Below are 20,173 nucleotides of genomic sequence, written 5' to 3'. Positions count from 1 at the left end.
AACTAGAGTGCTTGGGTTAGCTGCTTTTATGGTAAGATAGAGCTGTTTACAACTATGCTAAGAAGGGCAGGAACGCTCTGTATGAACAGAAAAATCGGGGTTAGGCTTATAAAATGCCTGGCGGCAGGTGCAGTACTGGCTGCGTTGCTGCCGCATGCTGTGGAGTGGGGGAACAACGTATATGCTGCGTCGGTCAAGCCAGCTCCATCCGTATCGTCACAGCAGCTTCAGAATAAGCTTTTACAGGCCATGGCTACGCGGAGTGAAACGCTGACCTTTACATATCAAGGGCGGGTGAACGGTCTCAAGCAGCAGTTACAGACAGCCATCAAACAGGCGATGGAGAGTGATCCGTATGTGAATTATACGATCAAAAGCTACGCATTCAGCTATACAGGCACAACCACGTCCGCCGAGGTTACGATCCGTCTGAGTTACCGGGAGACGAAGGAACAAACCGCATATGTGGACAGCACGGTTAAAGCTGTGTTGGGGGACATCATTACGAAGGGGATGACGGATCATGAGAAGGTGAAGGCCATTCATGACTGGATCGTGGTTCGTTTGAAATATGATGAAACGCAGCAAAAGTACACGGCATACGATGGCCTGAAAACCGGAAGCACGGTGTGTCAGGGCTATTCGTTGCTGGCCTACAAAATGCTGGAACGCTCTGGGATTACCAACCGGATTGTGGAGGGAAGAGCAGGTGGGCAGTTGCATGCATGGAATCTTGTTTTGTTGGATGGACATTGGTATCACATGGATACGACATGGGATGATCCGACCCCGGATCGTGGCAACGAGGTAAGCACTTCGTATTATCTATTGACTGATGCCGAAATGCGCAGGGATCACTCCTGGGTTAAACAGTACCCCCAGGCGAACGCATCGTATCGACAAACATTGTCGGGATTGATAGCGGCAGGAGGCTCCAAGGCTGCTGTGTATCAAAAGCTATACAATAACCTGGAATATCCGCTGCAAGACGGCAAGGGTCTGGTTAAATCATCCTCCGAAATCAAGGAGCAGGTTCGCAAAGAGATGAATAAGGGCGGGGCCACGCTTACCTTTGGCTATCAGGGGACAGAGCGAAGTCTCAAAGAAGATTTACAATCGTTGTATCAACTCGGGTTAAAAACCATCTCTTATCAGATCACGGATTTAGGCAGCACCGGAAATCTCCGTGTAACCCTGAAATGGACCTGATCATTTTGCTGCAATAGAAAAAGCTACATTCATAAGGGAGTATTTTATTCATATGCATAAGCGTTCTTTTACTTATCTGCTCGGCACGCAGACGATGTCGAATGCGGCCGATATTCTTTATATCATGGCGCTGGTGTCTCTGGTGTTCCATGAAACAGATTCGATCTTTTCCTCGGTTCTCGTTCCGCTGTTGCGGATGGGCGCACAGATGATCAGCGGCTTTTTAGCGCCGCTGATATTGGCCCGGTTCCAGCTTCCATTTATTCTGTTCGTTTCCCAATTTGGCCAACTGGCTTTCTTCGCTCTTCTGTTGGGGCATTTGTGGTCAGCGGGCACGAACCCGGTATGGGTGCTTGTGTTTACACTGGTAGCAGCGATGTCCTTTCTGGACGGTTGGACCACACCTGCACGTAATGCGCTGATTCCGCGCCTTGCGTCCGGGGAAGGGCTGATGCGTGCGAATAGTCTCGTGTCGGTCAGCGATCAGACAGTACAATTGGCCGGATGGGGGCTTAGCGGTGTGCTCGTAGCCGTGATGGGCTCGGAAAAAACACTGCTGGTCGCTTGCGGGCTGTATATGGTGGCCCTGATCTTTACCGGCTTGATCCGTGATCCGCTAGAGGGCAAAGCCCATTATTTACTGCAACCCGGAACTCGGGTGCGAAGCGGAGACGTTTTGACTTCAACATTGACCGCACAGCATGAAGATACGCTGTATGGCTCGGAGTCGGAGAGCCCGGCATTACCTCCCAAGCGCAAAAAGGAAATATTGCGCGAAGGCTGGAGTCTTATCGGAGCCAGTCGAAGGCTCAAAGCTCTTATTTTTATGGATATGATCGACCTGCTGGGTGGTTCGGTTTGGGTAGGAGCTTTCACGCTTGCCTTCGCTCAGCAGGTGTTGCACAAAAGCGAGGCATGGTGGGGGTACATTAATGCGGCGTATTTTGCAGGCGCGATTGGCGGTGGGATCATTGTTCTCGCTTGTGTTAAGTATTTGCAGCGCAGACTGCTGCCCGCAATGCTGGCAGGGATGGCTTGCTACGGACTGCTGACCGCTTGGTATGCGCTTAACACATTACCGCCGTTGACGCTGCTTATCGTGCTGTTGATGGGATTGCCTACGGAAATGTCCGTCGTATCCCGCCGCACGATGATGCAGATGAGCGTATCTGTACACGATTTACCCAAGGTGCTGTCCGCACAGGCTACGCTGACGAGCATGACGTTTTGTATTTCGCTATTGCTAATGGGCTGGATTGCAGATCATCTGGGCATCGTTAATTTATATTTGTTTTCTGCACTGCTGACGCTGGTTGCTGTGATTTATGGCATCTTTAGCCGCCGTGCTTTGTCTATGTCTTTGACAGCTTCGGTAGCTCCTTCTTCCGAATAACAGAAAAAAGCCCGTCTCCACATATCAGGGAAAAGATGCGGATGAACCTGATCCGATCCATAGGACCGTTCATCCGTATTTCCACCTGTATATGCCCGAGACGGGCTTTTGTCGCTATTGTTTATTTACCGGAAGACGCATCCGGGTTCAAATCACACTCGTTTAGTGGAACGATTTTGGTACGCTTGATCCATTTATAGCCGAGCCACAGAAGAAGGAACAGTGGCACACTCATGTACGTAGCGATCATCGTTTTCCAGTCAATCGCTTGCCCGGTAAAGGCATCGGCACCTTGCCCGATAATCACGATGATACATAGAGCGAAGGCAAATAAGGGGCCAAACGGGAACCAGCGAGCTTTGTATGGAAGCTCACTCAGACTGCGACCCTGTGCTGTAAAGGCACGGCGGAAACGATAATGGCTGACAGCAATACCGACCCATGTAATAAATCCGCACATCCCGGAAGCATTTAGCAGCCAGTTGTAGACCACACCGTCCCCATATAAGGAGGCGAGGAAGGCCAGCATACCAACAGCGGTCGTGATCAGCAGTGCATTCATGGGAATGCCGCGCCGATTGATACGTCCGAGGAAACGGGGGGCTTTGCCTTCCCGTGCCAAAGCGTACAGTACACGTGTTGCTGCGTACATTCCGGAATTACCTGCCGACAATACGGAAGTCAAAATAACGGCGTTCATCACAGATGCGGCAATGGCAAGCCCCGCTTTTTCAAATACCAGTGTGAACGGGCTGACCCCGATATCACTGATATCTCCCCGCAGCAAATTCGGATTGGTGTACGGAATAATTAATCCAATGACGAGAATCGCCAGAATATAAAAGAACAGGATACGCCAAAAGATTTGACGGATGGCGCGAGGCACATTTTCACGCGGGTTTTCGCTCTCTCCGGCGGCTACCCCGATCAGCTCGGTTCCCTGAAAGGAAAAGCCTGCGGCCATGAACACGCCCAATACGGCGAAAAATCCGCCGTGGAACGGGGCATCACCCACAGTGAAGTTAGCGAAGCCAATGGCTGGACCCCCCATAATGCCGAAGATCATCAGTACACCCACGGTCAGAAAGATAACCACGGTCACAATTTTAATCATGGCGAACCAGTATTCGGATTCACCGTAGCCTTTGACTGTCAGCGCGTTCAGCGCGAAGATCACGGCTAGAAATAGCAAACTCCACCAGGCGGAGTGACTTTCGGGAAACCAGTATTTGATCAGTACGGTCGCCGCTGCCAACTCGGCGGCAATCGTCACGGCCCAGTTGTACCAGAAGTTCCAGCCCATGGCGAAACCAAAAGCCGGATCGACGAAGCGGCCTGCATAGGTATTGAAAGAGCCGGATTCAGGCATAAACGTAGCCAGCTCACCAAGGCTGGTCATCAGGAAGTATACCATGAGACCAACCGCTGCATAAGCCAGCAGGGCTCCGCCGGGTCCAGCCTCGGCAACCGCGCCTCCACTGGCGAGGAACAGGCCTGTTCCGATGGAGCCCCCAAGGGCGATCATCGTCATATGTCGGGCTTTGAGACTTTTCCGCAAGGTTGCGTCAGGTGTTGCTTTGTGTTGCACGTTCAAACACTCCTTCATGAAATGGTATTTCATGTCAGGGCAAGAGCCAGAAGGAGGGGGAGTATATAAATCAAAAGACCGCAGGGAATACGCCTGCGGTCTTGCCTATGCATTCCGCACCATACCTTCTTCTATAACAAGATAGCTCAACACACGTGTCTGTGTTAGGACATCGCGTGACAGTTCTGCTCCTTTCGGTCAGCAGCCCCAGCATTCGGAGTATTACAAAGAGTCGGCTCCGCATACTTCGGCGGGTGTACCTTTCCACAGGAATCATAGACGGCTCTTATCGTCTCCTCCGGTGTACTGATTACATCCGCGACCTCTACCTCATCATAAAACAGGGTTGATGAGGTGTATGACATGATATGTTATTGTATAGCAAACTAAAGTATAGCGTACCTGTACATATTCTGACAATCGACAATTTTTTGAAGGCCCAATCGTAAAATTGCAAATCAAGAGTTGCGTTTAGCCATCTGCTGCCAAACTGTGCCTGCGGCTTGCTCGCCTGATTCGATGCGCTCTAGCGCCATTTTGGCCTGTAGACTGACCTCGAATTCGGGGTCATCAACAGCCTTCTCCAGTGCGTCACGCGCGTCCTCGGTGCCGACCTCGTACAAAAAGCGGGCAGCCCGCCAGCGAACCAGCTTGCTGCTATCCGACAGGGCTCCGATCATAGCTCCGGTAGCCGCCGGATCACCGATATCCGACAGCGTATCGCCCGCCGTACGGCGTACTGCCGCTGAAGGATCGCGCAGCGCCTCGAACAGCAGCTCCATCGCCTCCGGTGTGCGAAGATCGCCCAGATAGACGACCCCAAGCCGCCGTAGCTGCATTTTGCCGTCATGCAGCGCTTGCCGGATGAGCGGCAAATGCTCAGGCGTCGGCTCCAACCGATCCAGCGCAGCGTAGCGGGTACGCCAATCCTCGTGCTGTAGGGCCTGCTTCAGCTCAGCATCGCTCCATTCGCGGCGTTCCTCCACGAATTCGCTGTTGTCCGCGCCGTGGGCAATCGCCTGCTGGATAATCTGCTCCAGCCGCTCCTGCGGGAAGGCCGCCTCCAGCTCCTGCTCCACCTCGCGTGCGATATCCGGCAGCTCTCCGTAGCGGACGCCGTAATCGCTCAGCTTGCGCTCCTTGATCAGCGTCGCGCTGGCTACCCGGGTTACGGCCTGCACAAAACGGTCGGACAAGGAAATCCGTTCCTCCTGCTGGCCCGCTTTGACCCGGATTTGCATCGGAATGCCCCGGAAAAACTGCACAAATACCTGTGCCTCACCAAACGCTTCCCCTGAGGTTTCCTCCGGCAAGTCCCAATTGGCGTCTGCGCCTTCCTCACCTAGCTGGTCCCGAACCTGGCCCAGAATGGTAGACCAGTCTGCGTTCCCTTTGCGGTCGAGGGCTACAAAATCCGTCGTGTGAAACACGCTTTTGACTCCTTCAATGCCCAGCATACGCCGGATAAATGGGGGAGCGGAGCGTTCATTATCCCGTGTATATGTTCTGCGAATGCCTGCTTCCAGCCGCTCATCCAGATGCAGCATCATGGTGTTCGGACTGGGAGTTGGCTCGATAGATGTTATTTTCATAGCTCAGTACAGCCTCCTGTTCAAAAGTTCTCCATATATAGCTTATCTGTATTGTAACTCATTCTGCGAATGTCTCCAAAGAGAAGTTCGTGTTTTTGATGAAAACACAATGACATATCTCACACTAATCATGTAAACATTCCTTATGAGTATTCGGAGGTTCTTAAATAAAAAACAGGATGCTATATTTACTGAACTGGAAAGTTACTATGGTGCCACAGTCGGATGATACTGTACTATGCACTCCGCTTCAACGAATTGTTCTGCTTCCGACGGATTAGGAGGGAGGCGATAAAGCCCACGCACAGAACAGACGCCAGCATCATAAATGTAGTCATCTGATTATCGCCACTTCCCATCAATTGAACACTCCCTTTAATGATAAAATAAGCTATCATTTAATACGTGCAATTAATTATATTAGATAACCTAATTATATGTTTAAAAAATTTTTATCTGCCTACCCCCAGTCTGCGCTCCATATGATGATGAAGCTTCTCTATAATCCGCGAAAAAATCATTTGTTCCTCAGGCTCCAAAATGCTCGCCAGGGAAGCGCAGGAAGACCAAAATACAGGCAGTACCTGTTGCACAAGCTTGGAGCCCGCTTCTGTAATACGTACATGAATCTTGCGTCGATCTGTGGAATTATGTTCTCTGATAATCCATCCTCTTTGCTCCGTCCAGTCCAGTATAGATGTAACGGATGCACGCCGGATTCCCAGACGGTCGGCAATCATGGAGGGGCTCATTTGCTCCTGTGATTGATGCAGTGTCAGCAGCAACAGCAGATCCAGCTTGCTCTCCGTCAGGCCAAAATCCGACAAATCCAGATCAATCGCGTCGAGTACGTTATCACCTGTCCATAGCAAGAAGAGACCAATGCGGGCAAGATGACGGTCGGTTTCCGCAAGAGCGGTTTGATCCATTAACTCCAGATAAGGCTCTGGACCGAGACGAGGGAGGGGATGCTGAACGGTATCCCGCTTATTTGGTTTGGGCGGCATAGTTTCACTCTTTTCATATAATTAGGTTATCTAACTATATGGCAATATAACCGATTCGACTGCACATGGCAATATCCAAAATGAAATTCTACTAAATTTATAACAGCAGTATGGTTAAAAATAACAAAATTTAGCTAGACTAAGATATGTTCTCCCCATGCTCCAAACGACGAGTAAAGGAGGCGTTCCTATGTTCCGCAAGCAGGAAAGGACGCTCATTATTGTGTGTATTGTGATAGCGGCTATTATGCTGTACGCAGTCATTAAAAGTATAGCCCGCCTGACTCCTTAGATTGTAATCCAAAGGAATGTATGTAGTGCTTTCTATTAAAATGTGAAATGAAGGAGTGAGTCCCAATTGTCTTCACTGGACCCCGTATTGCTAAGCCGGATGTTGACCGGAATTACCCTGTTTGTTCATATTATATTTGCATCCATCGGCGTTGGCGTACCTTTGATGATTGCGCTTGCGGAATGGCGCGGGCTGCGAACTGGTGATCCGCACTATACACTGCTGGCTCGACGGTGGGCGCGGGGATTTGTCATCACCGTTGCCGTAGGTGTCGTCACAGGTACCTCCATTGGACTGCAACTCAGCTTGCTTTGGCCTACCTTTATGCGGGTGGCTGGACAAGCGATTGCCCTGCCCCTGTTTTTGGAGACGTTTGCTTTTTTCATCGAAGCTATTTTTCTGGGTATCTACTTGTACACCTGGGATCGGTTTAAAAGCAAATATTTTCACCTGATGCTGCTCATTCCGGTAGCGATTGCCTCATCTGCATCAGCGGTTTTTATTACAACTGTGAACTCGTTCATGAACCAGCCTCAAGGCTTTACACTTAAAAATGGAGTCATGACAGATATTCATCCCATCCAAGCCATGCTGAATCCGGCCACGCCGACCAAAGTTTCTCATGTGCTGGCTTCCTCGTATACGTTGAGCGCCGGGGTGCTGATGGGATTGGCTGCCTATAGTATGCTGCGGGGGCGTAGCCACCCGTATTTCAAAAAAGCGCTGAAACTGACCGCCACCTGCACCATTGTATTTGCTATCAGCACCGTGATGATCGGAGATGCTTCTGGTAAATTCCTGGCTAAATATCAGCCGGAAAAGCTGGCTGCGGCCGAATGGCATTTTGATACAATGACGCACGCTCCTTTCGTATATGGCGGTTATATGGACAAGAACGGAGACATCAAGTACGCCCTGAAAGTGCCTTATGCGCTTAGTGTTTTAGCCGGGAACCTGCCCAGTACGGAGGTCAAGGGACTGAATGATTATCCCGTGGATCAACGTCCGCCGCTGTCTATCCACTATATGTTCGACCTCAAAATTACGACCGGGGTGCTGATTCTCGTCATTCCCCTGTTGTATCTGATTCGCAAACGTTTGCCAGGTCGCAAACCATACCCCAAATGGCTGCTGCTAGCGCTCATTCTGGTGGGGCCGATGGCTATGGTAGCCATTGAGCTGGGCTGGATGTTTGCGGAGGTCGGCAGGCAACCGTGGATTTTGCGCGGCTACATGAGGGTGTCCGAAGCGGCAACCACCTCTACCAGTGTCGGCTGGATGCTGGTGCTGTTTGTTATTTTGTATCTGGTGTTGTGCTTCTCGGCCATTAAGGTACTTAGCAAGCTATTCCGCAATAAGGATGCGGTAGAAGAGATCAAACAGTTGGGCCTGGAAGGGGCTGAAAGCAAGTGAGCTATGAAATTGTCGGTATCGCCATTTTGTGGACCTTCCTGTTCGGTTATTTGATTGTGGCATCTATTGATTTTGGCGCAGGTTTTTTCAGCTTTTACAGTGTGCTGACAGGTCACCAGAACAAAATCCACAACATTATTCAACGGTATTTATCGCCGGTGTGGGAGGTAACGAACGTATTTCTCATTTTTTTCGTGGTAGGACTGAATGGTTTCTTCCCGGATGCGGCTTATTACTACGGCACAGCGCTGCTCGTTCCCGGCAGTATTGCAATTGTGCTTCTCGCGATCCGCGGGGTGTATTATGCGTACAATACGTATGGACATTCCGGTACAAATAATATCGTCTACATGGCATTGTACGGTGCGACAGGGCTGCTGATCCCGGCGGCGCTGTCGACGGTTCTCGCCATTTCGGAAGGCGGCATTATTGTGGAAAACAGCACAGGTGTTCATCTGCGATGGGGTGAGTTACTAAGCAACTCCTATACGTGGGCGGTTATTCTCCTAGCGCTGGTGAGTGTGCTGTATATCTCGGCGATGTTTTTGTCCTTTTATGCCAAAAGGGCGGGAGACAAGGTCGCTTTTGAAATCGTGCGTGGATACGCGTTGTTCTGGAGTGCTCCTACGATTTTGGCAAGTTTGTTCGCATTTTTTCAGATCAACAAACAAAATCCAGACCATTTTGCCAATATGCTAGGCATGGCCTGGATGTTTGTCGCATCCTTCATATGCTTTGTGGGAGCTGTTTATCTGGTATGGCAACGACGCTATTTGGGCACCTCATTCATCCTGGTGATGCTGCAATTTGCATTTGCCTGGTATGGCTATGGTCGCTCGCATCTTCCGTATGTTTTGTATCCCTACATTAATGTGCATGGCAGCTTTACGAACCCTGCGATGGCGTTTGCATTGATAACGGCGTTTAGTGCGGGACTGCTGGTGCTGATTCCTTCGCTGATTCTGATCTTGAGATTGTTCCTGTTCGATGCAAAATATGTGCGGGGACAAATGGGGAAGAAAGGGTGAGTTCAATGGTTGCTTTCGAGCATTTTACGATCATGTATGAGTCGCCTATTATTATTGTGGTGGCGATTGTGTTTCTGTTTATATATTCGGCACGCTTTAAAAATCCACAGGACTGACAGCAACATTTGAGATGGCCCTTCCTGATTGATGGGGGAGGGTCCATTTTTGCATGTAAAAGGCGGATTGAATTATACTTTACATACACCAGCAAGTTGCATCATTTGATGTTCACACTCGCGTGTACTATATAAATGAATTGAACCGTTTCGGTTTCTTTGAAGAACGGGTCCATCAGGGGAGGAGTTACATCATGCCCAAAGTTCGTTTTAACAATATGGATCATGTCAACACGGATAAAACAATCAAGCAATTCAGACAATGGCGGCAGGAGCGCCGCAGCAAAACGAAGGATTATACGTTCGTTGTTCCGAACCATCCCCCGGAGCTGGAGTTTTTGCACAGTAACCGAGAAACGACGACGGCGACTTGGGTGGGGCATTCTACCTTTTTCATCCAGTATCTTGGACTGAACATCGTTACGGATCCGGTGTGGGCTGAGCGTATGGCTTTCGATAAAAGACTGGCTCCGCCTGGCATCCGCATTCAGGATGTACCGCCGTTGGACATCATTCTGCTGTCTCATTCGCATTATGATCATTTGCATATGGAATCGTTGCGCAAATTGTATCGTGCAGATACGCTGATGCTCGTACCTTCGGGGTTAAAGTCGAAAATGGTCCGCAAAGGCTTCCGTAATTGCCATGAGCTTAAATGGTGGGATCATTTTACGGTAGGCGGGGTGCGCTTCACGTTTGTTCCAGCCCAGCATTGGACGCGGCGTACGCCGTTTGATACGAATACTTCGCATTGGGGTGGATACGTGCTGCAAAGTGAGCAGCAGGTGATCGGCTCTGCCACGACCGTCACAGAAACGCATTCTAATTCAGATACGGCAGCTGCACCGACGTTGTACTTTGTGGGAGATACCGGATATTTTCGTGGCTTTAAGGAGGTTGGCGAGCGCTTTGACATTGACCTGACCTTTATGCCGATTGGTGCGTATGAGCCGGAATGGTTCATGACTTCACAGCATGTGACACCGGAGGAGGCGTTGCAGGGGTTCGTGGATTGCGGCGCAGATCAGATGATCCCGATGCATTACGGAGCCTTTAAGCTGGCGGATGATACGCCGAGAGAGGCGCTGGATCGTCTCGAAGCGGAGCGTGAACGCTTGGGCATCGCCAAGGAGCGCATTCATATACTGGGACACGGTGAGACGCTGAAAATTCAAAGCCGCTGTTCAACTACAATCTGAGGCTTCACATAAAAAGCGACTCTGCGGACAATGGTCTGCGGAGTCGCTTTTTATGGTTGTTTTGAATGGGTGAAAAGGTGCAGGCAGACAAGTCTGTCGCTGTGTTACAGGATTAAACCGCTTCGGTATCGTTCACCAGAAAGGAATCGGAGTCGGCGTTGCTAATGGGATGACGCACGATTTTGACTTCATAGAACGTGATTTTATTATCTAAAATATAGTCCGGAATTTGGCGGTGGCTGTGTGATTCACGGAAAGCTTCGCTTTTGGTCCAGCCTTGGAAGTTCTCTTTTTCCTTCCAGCGTGTGCTAATCGTTACTTCATCATAATCTTTTGTGTTTTCAGTGAGCAGTACTTCCAGACCGAGGAAGCCTTCCATTTTCTCCACTTTGCCTTCTTTGTTAAAGCGTTCGATGAGCAGGTGGGCATTGCCCGGGGTGATTTTAGATGTGTTTGTAACGATAACCATATTAAATTCCTCCTGAATGATGTGGTATGGTCGGTATAATGACCGGATAGCCATCCTCAAATTTGATCGTAGCGTTCATTTCATAAATGTCGCGAAGAAAAGCAGACGTCAAAATCTGACGGGGTTCGCCGGCAATGGCGATTCGTCCCCTTTTAAGCGCAATCATATGATGACAATAGGCCGCCGCTTGCTGCAAATCATGGAGTACCATAACAATCGTCAAGCCAGACTCGTGATTGATACGCCTCAGCATATCCATAACCTCAAATTGATGGGCGATATCCAGAAAAGTGGTAGGTTCATCGAGCAAAAGAATGCCCGTTTGTTGGGCCAAAGCCATTGCAATTCGCGCTTTTTGTTGTTCACCTCCCGATAGAGTATGGAACATCCGATCCGCATAGGGCTTAATGCCTGTGATTTCCATGACATGGTCCACAATATGCTGATCCTGTCCAGTATGCCGTGTCCTCAAGCCTTTGGCATGAGGGGATCTTCCGTAAGCGACCAGCTCACGAACCGTTAATAACGGCAGCATATCCTTCATTTGCGGCAGCATTGTAATCGTCTGCGCAAAATCACGTCGTTTGTATTCCTGCACGGGCTTGCCCCGTACAGAAACCTGTCCCTGATCCTGCTTGAGCAGCCGGGTAATAATCCGCAAAAGCGTGGATTTGCCCGAACCGTTGGGCCCGACAATTGCGGTGAGCTGTCCGGCGGGCAGAGTGATGTTGACATCGTCCAGCTTGAAATACCCGCGCTGTAAGGAGATATGCTCACCCTGAATGGCTGTCATCCGAAATTCCCCCGTTTCTTGAGCAGGATTAAGAAGAACGGCGCCCCGATGACGGCCAGCAAAATACCTACAGGCAGTTCAATCGGGTCAAACCAGGACCGTGCCACCGTATCTGCCAGTACGACCAGTATCCCACCGCCCAGAATGGAAAGGGGAAGGAGGAAACGATAATCCTCCCCGATCAGCAGTCGGATGACATGAGGAACAACCAGTCCTACAAAACCGATCAGCCCCGCTACACTGACTGCCGTACCGGCGAGCAGAGCAGAGAGCAAAATAATGAGCAGTCGCTGAAGCTCTACACGCTGTCCGAGCAGTTGCGCTGAATCGTCGCCTAGTAGCAGCAAATTGGCAGGCTTGATCGCAAACAGGGAGGCGATTAAGCCGATGATGGCGTAAGGCGCCATGAACTCCAGATGATGCCAGCTTCGTCCATTCAATCCGCCGGATAGCCAAGGGAGAACCGCTTGCACGCGGTCGCTGTACATAACCATCACGCCGTTCATGACTGCGCCCAGCAGTGCGTTGATCGCAACACCTGCTAATACGATTTTGACGGGAGAGGCTCCCCGGTCCCAAGCCAGCAGGTAAATCGCAACGGCGGTCAGGAAGGCCCCCAGGAAGGCAGTTACCGGAAGAAGGTAGCTAAGCTGTGGAAGCATGACCATCGTGATGACCGCAGCGAGTCCGCCACCAGCCGATACACCAATAATGCCGGGATCCGCCAGTGGATTTTTCATGACTCCCTGAAGAAGTGCCCCCGCAGCTGCCAGACAGGCTCCTACAAGCAGACCCACTAATACTCTGGGCAGCCGGAGATCCATTAGGATCGTGCGATAGGTGGAGTCATCGTTATGTAGCAAAACCTGATTGATTTCTCGTAGTGGAATCGACACCGATCCGTAAGCTAGGCCGTACACGGATACAGCTAACAACAAAATCGGAAGCGTAATCCAGGCGATGGTGCGTCTTCTGGCACGTTGTAGTTTGTTCATCGCCTATTTCGCCGGATACAGCTTTTGGTGCATCAAACCCAGTGCCTTAGTAACCCGCGTGCCCGGATTTGTACCGAACAAATCGGAGGGTAAAACCTCGACCTGATTGTTTTTGACCGCCTTGATTCCGCTCCAAGCTGCATTTTCCTGCATTTCCTTGATAAATGCGGCTTTGACCTCTTCCGTATTGCCGTGGGTCATAATCAGGATGTAGTCAGGGTCGGCCTGTACGATGCGTTCCGTGTTTAGCTGCGCGTATTGCGGGAAATTTTGCAGGCCCGGAAAATCAGCGGCAATATTGGCACCGCCAGCCATTTCCAGAATATTTCCGCCTAATGAATTCGGCAATGCCGCCATATATGTGGCCGGGGCTCCGTAAACAAGCAGCACTCTAGGTTTGGAGGTAGAGGCTGTTTCCTTTTGTAATGTGGCTACCTGTTGGTCAATTTGCTGATTCAGCTTCACGGCCTGAGCCTGCTTTTGCAGTAATTGTCCGAAGAGTGTAATTTGCGATTGAATCTCTTTGACTGAATTGGCCCCTGTCAGCAGCAGTTGTGAACCAACACCTTCGATAGCCGGAATGTCTTTCTCATTCATAGGGTAATTGCCTAATACGACATCCGGTTTGAGCATCGTAATTTTCTCCAGATCGACTTCATGAGTAGAACCTACTTGTTGAACGTTCTCAGCAGCAGGCACAACGGAAGGCCCATTGGAGTTGGGTCTACCGACGGCTGTTCCGCCCAAAGCATATAGGATATCCAGATCGCCATTGCTGAGCGCAATGATATGTTGAGGGACACCTTGGAACGCCAACGTCCGCTTTGAAAAATCAGTAACCTGAATTGCCACACCGCTTGTTGTGCCAGAAGTGGCAGATACAGATGCAGTGGTTGGTTTGTGATCTGCGGTCGGAGTACCATTACTGCATCCGGTGACTGCTAATAAAAGCGCTGCGGATGACCACAACACATAAGATTTCATGTCATTCCTCCTGCGGTTTTAAGTTAAACAATAATGATAATCATTTTCATTTATACATAAGAGAATGATAATGAATATCAATAGGAATTGTCAATTAAAAAAACCAAAATTTTAAATAATTTTTTTACTGAAATGGAGAGGAGGGGATCCTTGATATAGAGGAAGGTATCTCAAATTTTTCTTAAAAAATAGCATATATCAAGGGGTTATATACACGCAAATACATATTGACATATTCGAAAAGTGTAAGATATATTGGTGATGGGTTCACTTGGTTTTGCGAATTTCTGGATGGAAAGGTGGGGAGGAAAAGCTCAAGAAGAGCTATTTTTTTTAAAAATTCAATTGAGAATGATAATCAATTACTTATATTCTCGTGGGGAGGGACTGCTGTCAAAATGAGGAAGGGTTATTCTGCAATGATTGCTGTGTTTCTGCTGGTCAGTATGCTGAGCTTTTGGCCAACTTCATCATCTGTAGTAGCCGCTACGGCTTCTACAAAATTGGCGGATGGTACATACACGCTTAAATACAATATTCTCAAGGCCGAAAACGATTCTGTATCCATGGCTAATGATTATTTTGAGAAGCCAGCCAAGCTGTATGTGAAAAAAGGTCAAATGACCATGCAAATCAAGCTGAATCACAGCGAATGGACAACCGGGTTTAAAGTGGATTACAAAGGCAAAACCATCGACACAAAGGTCATTCATAAGGATGCCAAAACGGATACCCGCACTGTACAATTTCCAATTACAACTGTGAACAGCCCACTGATTTCAAAAATTCATGTTACCGTCCCTGCGTATAACTACGATCATGACTATACCATTCGCTTCGCGTTTGATTCCAAAAGCGTCAAAAAAGTAGCAGCTGCCCAGTCAACGAAATCAACTAAATCTTCTAAGAAGTAAATTCAAGCAATCTTATCGTTCATGAAATCAACATAAATTCAAGCATAAAAAGTGAAGGAGTGTGTGTAGATATGAATATGGTAATGAATCGCCTTGAACAGTTTTCTTTCAAAAAGGTACTCGTTGCATTGATCATGACAGCGCTTGTTTTTGCAGTTACTGCTCCATTCTCAGCTAAAGCGGCAGCAGCCGACGGCACGTATGCAGTCAACTATACTGTTCTGAAAGATCAAACGAATGAAACCTCCCGTCTGGACAGCTATTTGACGAAACCAGCTCAGGTTATCGTAGCTAATGGCAATAATGTTGTGCGTTTGACCGTGAAAAGCAGCAATCTGATCACAACGTTCAAAGTGGAACAAAACGGCGTACTGCAAGACGCGACTGTGGTAAGTACAGATACTGCCAACAACACTCGTATAGTGGAATTCGAAGTTGCTGACCTGAATGCTAAAGTCAACGCTTATGCTGAAATCACCATTCCAGTCATCGGCTACACAGGCAAGTATGATGTACAACTGCAATTCGCAGGTATTTAAGCTGAAATGAGGTCCAAGCTTTCCAAAAACTAAAATAAAGAAAAGGAGATTTAAAAATGAACATGGTCATGAACCGTCTGGAAAAGTTATCTTTGAAAAAAGTGATGCTTACTGTATTGATGGCTGCTCTGGTATTTGTTGTACTAGCTCCGTTTTCTGCCAATAAAGCGAATGCGGCACTGGCTAATGGTAAGTACACTATTGATTACACAGTTTACAAAGATGGTACAGATCAAGCATCTTATATGGATTCAAACGGTTATGTGGCTAAACCTGCTACTTTGATTGTCACTAATGGTCAATACAAGGCAAGAGTAACAATCACTAAAAGTGCTTGGGTCACTGAGTTTAAGACACAACAAAACGGACAATATGTCAACGCGAGTGTAATCAGTACTTCTGGAGATACAAGAGTGGTTGAGTTCCCAGTAAGTGACTTGTCGCAAAAATTGAACGTCAAATTGCATGTAAGTGTGCCTGGAGAATACACAGGCGGAGTTCCTTATGACCACGATTACGTCGTTCAATTTGGATTCAAAGAAAGTACTGCTAAGAAATAAGACAAGTTCTGTGTAATAAAATTTTAAAACATAATATTTATACTGATTTGGAGTCTCAAAAGCTTCAAATCAGTATATTTTTAGTAGGGGGATTAATACACTTGAAAAGGCAATTTAAAAAATATGTAATGCTGTTTGCCGCATTAGTGATGTTGTTCTCACTTGTGTTTCCATTTGCTCCAGCAGCATATGCATCTGACGAAACAAGTCAGACCACAGAAGCTACATCTTTTGATACAGCCGTTACCCAAGATGTATATTCGACAGTACCAGTGGGAGAAGTCCCGACAGAATGGACTGTACCAGCGTCTGCTGAATCACAAATAGCAAGCACTGCTCCAGATACCAATGTCTATACGATTAATTACGCATTGAAAAAAGACAACCAACCCTCAAGTGAGAGCGGAGAATTTGAAAATCCAGCTACTTTTACGGTTGAACAGGGAACAACGGTTGGAGAAGCAACTTATCATGTCTCTTTAAAAGGCTTAAATAGCTCATATGCCTTTGGTTATTTTGATGCTAAAGTGGATGGAAGCTCGATTCCTGTTCACATTGCAGACAAGGTTCAAGTTTCAGAAAGCAACTATACTCAGACGGTAACTTTTGATGTATATCAATGGGATAAAAAAGTTCAAATTGATTATCAAAAGGGACAACCAGACGACTATATTGATCCGGTGAATGGTAACGTTATTGAATTTGATCCTTCGACTATAAAAGTGAAGCAAGACGTGGTTACTCCACCTACTCCAGAACCAGGGACAGGAACTCCGCTTAAACCGGATGAGTTAAACTTCACCATATTGAAGGATAAATCAGATGAAATTTCTATAATGGATAAATACGCAGTGAAGCCTGCTAAATTTATCAAGAGAGAGAATAAAACCTTTGTTCAATTGATATTAAATGATAGTAGCTCGATACCATCGTTTCAAATAGAAACAGGTGGAAAATATGAAGAAGCAGTAACAATTTCAAACAATGCTAATCAACGCACGGTTGAATTTCCAATTAGTGATTTTACCCAAAAAGTCAACGCTAAAGCACATGTAAGTGTGCCTATGATGGGTTATGATGAATGGTACAATGTTCGTATCAGTTTTGATGCGCCGCAACCAGAGCCGGGCACCCCGCTCAAGCCAGGAGAATTGAACTTTAAGATCCTGAAAGATAAATCTGAAGAGTCCTCTGTTATGGATGGATATGCGGTAAAACCCGCTAAACTAGTGAAAAGAGAAAATAAATCCTATATTCAACTGACATTTAATCAAAGCAGTTGGATTCGTTCGTTCCAAACCGAACAGAACGGTAAATATGAGGATGCAACAATAATATCTCCAGAAAACAGTGCTAATCAGCGTACGGTTGAGTTTGAAGTAAGCAATTTATCTAATAAAGTGAATGCTCGCACTCATGTTATTGTCCCTGGTCTGGAGATCGGAGGAATACCATACGATCACGAGTATAATGTTCAAATACAATTTGATGCTAGCAGTTCAGACTTAGCCGACGGCACGTATTCAATTAACTTCAATGCGTTACACGCAACGAAAGATCAAGCATCGGCAATGGCACAATATCTGTTGTCTCCGGCGACTTTGACAGTAACGAAGGGTCAATATGAGGCTTCCTTTACGATCAAAGACAGTACCACAGTGACAGAGTTCAAAACAGAACAAAACGGCATTTTGACGGATGCCGATATTGTAAGTGAAGACAAGGCAGCAAATACTCGTGTCGTGAAATTCAAGGTAGCGGATTTGGACACTATTCTGGATGCACAGGTACATGTGAGTATGATCTATCCAGGTGGGGTTTATGACATGGATCATAAGCTTCGTCTCCAGTTCGACAAGAGCAGCATCATAAAGGTTACAACTCCAGTTGATCCTGGAACTCCAGGTACACCCGGAAAGGCTCTAGCTGATGGAACCTATTCAATCAACTTCGATGCGCTACATGCAACGAAAGATCAAAAATCAGCAATGGCGCAATATCTGTTGTCTCCAGCAACGCTGACGGTATCGAAGGGCAAGTATGAAGCTTCCTTTACGATCAAAGACAGCGCTACAGTAACAGAGTTTAAAACAGAACAAAACGGAACGTTGACAGATGCAGATATCGTGAATGTGGACAAGAAAGCTGACACACGTGTTGTGAAATTCAAAGTAGGGGATTTGGACGCTATTCTGAATGCACAGGTCCACGTAAGTACGAGCTATAACGGAACGGTTTATGAGATGGACCATAAGATTCGTCTTCAATTCGACCGTAGCAGCATTGCGGTTAAAGGAACGGATGGGAGTACAACTCCTGGGACCGAGAACGGCAAATATAGCATTGATTTCTCTGTGCTCAAAAACGGAAGCAATGAAATATCTGTGATGGATGGCTATATGCAAAAACCAGCCACTCTATTGAAGCAATCTGGCAAAAATTTGATTCAGATCAAAATGGATAAGAGCAGCTGGATTAAAACGTTCAAGGTAAACGGTGCAGAGGCTCAGGTTATTGATCAATCGACCTCTGCAGATACAAGAACCGTCCAATTTGAAGTCGCAGATCTATCAGATAAAGTTACGGTTAATACACATGTCATTGTACCGGGTCTGGAATTGGGTGGCATCCCTTATGACCACGTATATGATGTGCAGTATCAATTTGAGCCTGCTACCATTCGCAGCTTTGTCGAACCGTCCTCTACAGGGGCCCCAGATCCAATTGTTAAATTGGATTTTGACAAGCTCGTCAACGGTAAATATGTTTTGAAATTCAGCATTGTTTTGTCTGATGGAACAACAGGAGAGAATTCTCCGGCTCAACGCTTTATCACCAATGAACCAGCGCAATTAGTCGTGGAAGGCGACAAACGGTTTGTAGGTCTGAAGCTGCAAAACAGTAATGAAGTGAAGGCATTGCGCATTTGGGATAACGCAAGCGGAGGCTACAAAGACGCAGAAGTGACCCAGGAAGATGCAGCAAGTAATACAAAGAACGTTCGTTTTAGCGTAAGCGACTTTAAGAACAACGTAAAAGGCCAACTGGTTGTTTACGAAGCTCCGAAGGTAGCGAGTGCTGCTCCGATGGTCTTCGAGGCTGAGGATCGAGTGGAGAAGGTATATGATTTTGAATTCAAATTCAATACGAGCGACGTATCTTACTACAACGAAACAAAAACAGACGAAGTAGCAAAAGGGAAAAGCAATTTGGCTGATGGAGAGTACACAGCGAACTTCCGTTTGCTGGCAAACGGAACGGACAAGGATTCTCTTGTGGCTCCTTTTGTACAGCGTCTTGCGAAGCTGGTTGTGAAGAATGGTAAGGTTCAGGCTCATCTAACCGTCACGGACAATCAGGCTTTGAAGTTATTCCAAACGGACTTTGAAGGCCGTTATGCCAATCCAACCGTTGTTGGTTCCAACACGAAAGGTGACACGCGCACCATCGCTTTTGAAGTGCCTGATCTGGACCAAAAGTTGAGCGTGTACACACAGGTATATCTGCCTGAGAAATTTATTTTAAATGAAAAATTCGGCGGACAAATTCAATTTGACCGTGCATCGCTTAAAGGTGAGGGAGCAACTGCAACTGCAACCGCTACTGAACCGACAGTAGCTTCTACGGACAAGGCAGCAGAACCGACTACACCTGTGGCTGAAACGAAACCTGTATTGGAGCAATCAGCTCAAACAGTCACTTCCGAGAAGCAATACACGATCAATTACAACGTATTTAAAGATAAAACGAGCGAAGCTTCCGTCATGGATGGATACCTCGACAAGCCTGCTACATGGATTGAAAAGGGAGACAAACGTTATATTCAAGTCACTTTGAAAAATAGCTCTTGGATGCCTGTTCTACAAGTGGAGCAGAATGGTAGCCTGAAAGATGTAGAGGTCATCTCGACATCCGGCGATACGCGTGTCGTTCAATTTGAAGTAGGGGACTTATCTCAGAAAATCAGTGCCTACACACACGTCATTGTACCTGGTTTAGTTCTTGGCGGCGTGCCATATGATCACTGGTATACAGTTCAATTCCAATTTGATGAAGCGAGTCTGAAAGCAAAATAACATCAG

The 20,173-nt window shown here is 47.5% G+C and carries 18 protein-coding genes and 1 riboswitch; of the genes, 10 read left to right on the top strand and 8 right to left on the bottom strand.

Annotated elements, in window-relative coordinates; translation table 11 throughout:
• Positions 1-81: 81 nt before the first annotated feature.
• Both HPL003_RS02790 and HPL003_RS02785 read left to right on the top strand, forming a co-directional pair.
• The gene (locus HPL003_RS02790) at positions 82-1,209 is read left to right on the top strand and encodes a transglutaminase domain-containing protein (protein ID WP_014278126.1); all 1,128 of its coding nucleotides are present in this window, start codon (positions 82-84) and stop codon (positions 1,207-1,209) included.
• A gap of 52 nt (positions 1,210-1,261) precedes the next feature.
• Complete coding sequence (locus HPL003_RS02785; RefSeq protein ID WP_014278125.1) at positions 1,262-2,602, top strand: MFS transporter; 1,341 nt, start codon at positions 1,262-1,264, stop codon at positions 2,600-2,602.
• A gap of 121 nt (positions 2,603-2,723) precedes the next feature.
• Here the strand turns inward: HPL003_RS02785 and HPL003_RS02780 are convergent, their stop codons facing one another.
• From HPL003_RS02780 to HPL003_RS02770, 4 genes are all read right to left on the bottom strand, one after another.
• Entirely contained in the window at positions 2,724-4,190 is a 1,467-nt protein-coding gene (locus HPL003_RS02780; RefSeq protein WP_014278124.1) for an amino acid permease, read from the bottom strand.
• 134 nt (positions 4,191-4,324) lie between these two features.
• A riboswitch (Lysine riboswitch) is annotated at positions 4,325-4,526 on the bottom strand.
• Between the two features lie 122 nt (positions 4,527-4,648).
• Positions 4,649-5,782: a virulence factor gene (locus tag HPL003_RS02775; protein ID WP_014278123.1), complete on the bottom strand. Its 1,134-nt coding sequence runs from the start codon at positions 5,780-5,782 to the stop codon at positions 4,649-4,651.
• A gap of 236 nt (positions 5,783-6,018) precedes the next feature.
• Entirely contained in the window at positions 6,019-6,141 is a 123-nt protein-coding gene (locus tag HPL003_RS30150) for a hypothetical protein (RefSeq protein ID WP_274378189.1), read from the bottom strand.
• A gap of 93 nt (positions 6,142-6,234) precedes the next feature.
• On the bottom strand, positions 6,235-6,789 hold the full coding sequence (locus HPL003_RS02770) for a MarR family winged helix-turn-helix transcriptional regulator (protein WP_014278122.1): 555 nt from the start codon (positions 6,787-6,789) through the stop codon (positions 6,235-6,237).
• 358 nt (positions 6,790-7,147) lie between these two features.
• On the opposite strand from HPL003_RS02770, the gene HPL003_RS02765 reads away from it, so the two are divergent.
• The 4 genes from HPL003_RS02765 (at position 7,148) to HPL003_RS02755 (ending at position 10,837) form a co-directional block, all read left to right on the top strand.
• On the top strand, positions 7,148-8,494 hold the full coding sequence (locus HPL003_RS02765) for a cytochrome ubiquinol oxidase subunit I (protein ID WP_014278120.1): 1,347 nt from the start codon (positions 7,148-7,150) through the stop codon (positions 8,492-8,494).
• A complete protein-coding gene (locus HPL003_RS02760) occupies positions 8,491-9,522 on the top strand; it encodes a cytochrome d ubiquinol oxidase subunit II (protein WP_014278119.1) in 1,032 nt (343 codons plus the stop codon). The genes HPL003_RS02765 and HPL003_RS02760 overlap by 4 nt, the downstream gene beginning before the upstream one ends.
• Before the next feature lie 5 nt (positions 9,523-9,527).
• On the top strand, positions 9,528-9,638 hold the full coding sequence (gene cydS, locus HPL003_RS30395) for a cytochrome bd oxidase small subunit CydS family protein (protein ID WP_014278118.1): 111 nt from the start codon (positions 9,528-9,530) through the stop codon (positions 9,636-9,638).
• A gap of 194 nt (positions 9,639-9,832) precedes the next feature.
• The gene (locus HPL003_RS02755) at positions 9,833-10,837 is read left to right on the top strand and encodes an MBL fold metallo-hydrolase (protein ID WP_014278117.1); all 1,005 of its coding nucleotides are present in this window, start codon (positions 9,833-9,835) and stop codon (positions 10,835-10,837) included.
• Positions 10,838-10,949: 112 nt separating this feature from the next.
• Here HPL003_RS02755 and isdG read toward each other — a convergent pair whose 3' ends face one another.
• From isdG to HPL003_RS02735, 4 genes are read right to left on the bottom strand one after another with little or no spacing between them, the layout of a single operon-like run.
• Entirely contained in the window at positions 10,950-11,306 is a 357-nt protein-coding gene (isdG, locus tag HPL003_RS02750) for a heme oxygenase (protein WP_014278116.1), read from the bottom strand.
• A 1-nt stretch (position 11,307) separates the two neighbouring features.
• Entirely contained in the window at positions 11,308-12,099 is a 792-nt protein-coding gene (locus tag HPL003_RS02745; protein ID WP_014278115.1) for an ABC transporter ATP-binding protein, read from the bottom strand.
• Positions 12,096-13,094 carry a FecCD family ABC transporter permease gene (locus tag HPL003_RS02740; protein ID WP_014278114.1) on the bottom strand — a complete coding sequence of 333 codons (999 nt, stop codon included), beginning with the start codon at positions 13,092-13,094 and terminating at the stop codon, positions 12,096-12,098. The genes HPL003_RS02745 and HPL003_RS02740 overlap by 4 nt, the downstream gene beginning before the upstream one ends.
• A gap of 3 nt (positions 13,095-13,097) precedes the next feature.
• The gene (locus tag HPL003_RS02735; RefSeq protein WP_014278113.1) at positions 13,098-14,078 is read right to left on the bottom strand and encodes an ABC transporter substrate-binding protein; all 981 of its coding nucleotides are present in this window, start codon (positions 14,076-14,078) and stop codon (positions 13,098-13,100) included.
• Between the two features lie 398 nt (positions 14,079-14,476).
• On the opposite strand from HPL003_RS02735, the gene isdC reads away from it, so the two are divergent.
• The 4 genes from isdC (at position 14,477) to HPL003_RS02715 (ending at position 20,167) form a co-directional block, all read left to right on the top strand.
• Entirely contained in the window at positions 14,477-14,992 is a 516-nt protein-coding gene (isdC, locus tag HPL003_RS02730; RefSeq protein WP_014278111.1) for a heme uptake protein IsdC, read from the top strand.
• A gap of 71 nt (positions 14,993-15,063) precedes the next feature.
• Positions 15,064-15,531, top strand: coding sequence for an NEAT domain-containing protein (locus HPL003_RS02725; RefSeq protein ID WP_014278110.1), 468 nt, complete (start codon positions 15,064-15,066; stop codon positions 15,529-15,531).
• Positions 15,532-15,587: 56 nt separating this feature from the next.
• A complete protein-coding gene (locus tag HPL003_RS02720) occupies positions 15,588-16,091 on the top strand; it encodes an NEAT domain-containing protein (protein ID WP_014278109.1) in 504 nt (167 codons plus the stop codon).
• A gap of 101 nt (positions 16,092-16,192) precedes the next feature.
• Complete coding sequence (locus HPL003_RS02715) at positions 16,193-20,167, top strand: NEAT domain-containing protein (protein ID WP_014278108.1); 3,975 nt, start codon at positions 16,193-16,195, stop codon at positions 20,165-20,167.
• Positions 20,168-20,173: the final 6 nt, after the last annotated feature.

Origin of the sequence: Paenibacillus terrae HPL-003 (genome assembly GCF_000235585.1) — a bacterium.
Classification (GTDB): domain Bacteria; phylum Bacillota; class Bacilli; order Paenibacillales; family Paenibacillaceae; genus Paenibacillus; species Paenibacillus terrae_B.
This window is presented reverse-complemented; position numbering and strand designations above follow the sequence as displayed.

Coding starts and splice junctions, on each gene's coding strand:
- HPL003_RS02770 (WP_014278122.1), bottom strand. CDS start 6,789: ATGCCGCCCAAACCAAATAAGCGGGATACCGTTCAGCATCCCCTCCCT.
- HPL003_RS30150 (WP_274378189.1), bottom strand. CDS start 6,141: ATGGGAAGTGGCGATAATCAGATGACTACATTTATGATGCTGGCGTCT.
- HPL003_RS02745 (WP_014278115.1), bottom strand. CDS start 12,099: ATGACAGCCATTCAGGGTGAGCATATCTCCTTACAGCGCGGGTATTTC.
- cydS (WP_014278118.1), top strand. CDS start 9,528: ATGGTTGCTTTCGAGCATTTTACGATCATGTATGAGTCGCCTATTATT.
- HPL003_RS02725 (WP_014278110.1), top strand. CDS start 15,064: ATGAATATGGTAATGAATCGCCTTGAACAGTTTTCTTTCAAAAAGGTA.
- HPL003_RS02735 (WP_014278113.1), bottom strand. CDS start 14,078: ATGAAATCTTATGTGTTGTGGTCATCCGCAGCGCTTTTATTAGCAGTC.
- HPL003_RS02790 (WP_014278126.1), top strand. CDS start 82: ATGAACAGAAAAATCGGGGTTAGGCTTATAAAATGCCTGGCGGCAGGT.
- HPL003_RS02720 (WP_014278109.1), top strand. CDS start 15,588: ATGAACATGGTCATGAACCGTCTGGAAAAGTTATCTTTGAAAAAAGTG.
- HPL003_RS02785 (WP_014278125.1), top strand. CDS start 1,262: ATGCATAAGCGTTCTTTTACTTATCTGCTCGGCACGCAGACGATGTCG.
- isdG (WP_014278116.1), bottom strand. CDS start 11,306: ATGGTTATCGTTACAAACACATCTAAAATCACCCCGGGCAATGCCCAC.
- HPL003_RS02740 (WP_014278114.1), bottom strand. CDS start 13,094: ATGAACAAACTACAACGTGCCAGAAGACGCACCATCGCCTGGATTACG.
- HPL003_RS02775 (WP_014278123.1), bottom strand. CDS start 5,782: ATGAAAATAACATCTATCGAGCCAACTCCCAGTCCGAACACCATGATG.
- isdC (WP_014278111.1), top strand. CDS start 14,477: ATGAGGAAGGGTTATTCTGCAATGATTGCTGTGTTTCTGCTGGTCAGT.
- HPL003_RS02755 (WP_014278117.1), top strand. CDS start 9,833: ATGCCCAAAGTTCGTTTTAACAATATGGATCATGTCAACACGGATAAA.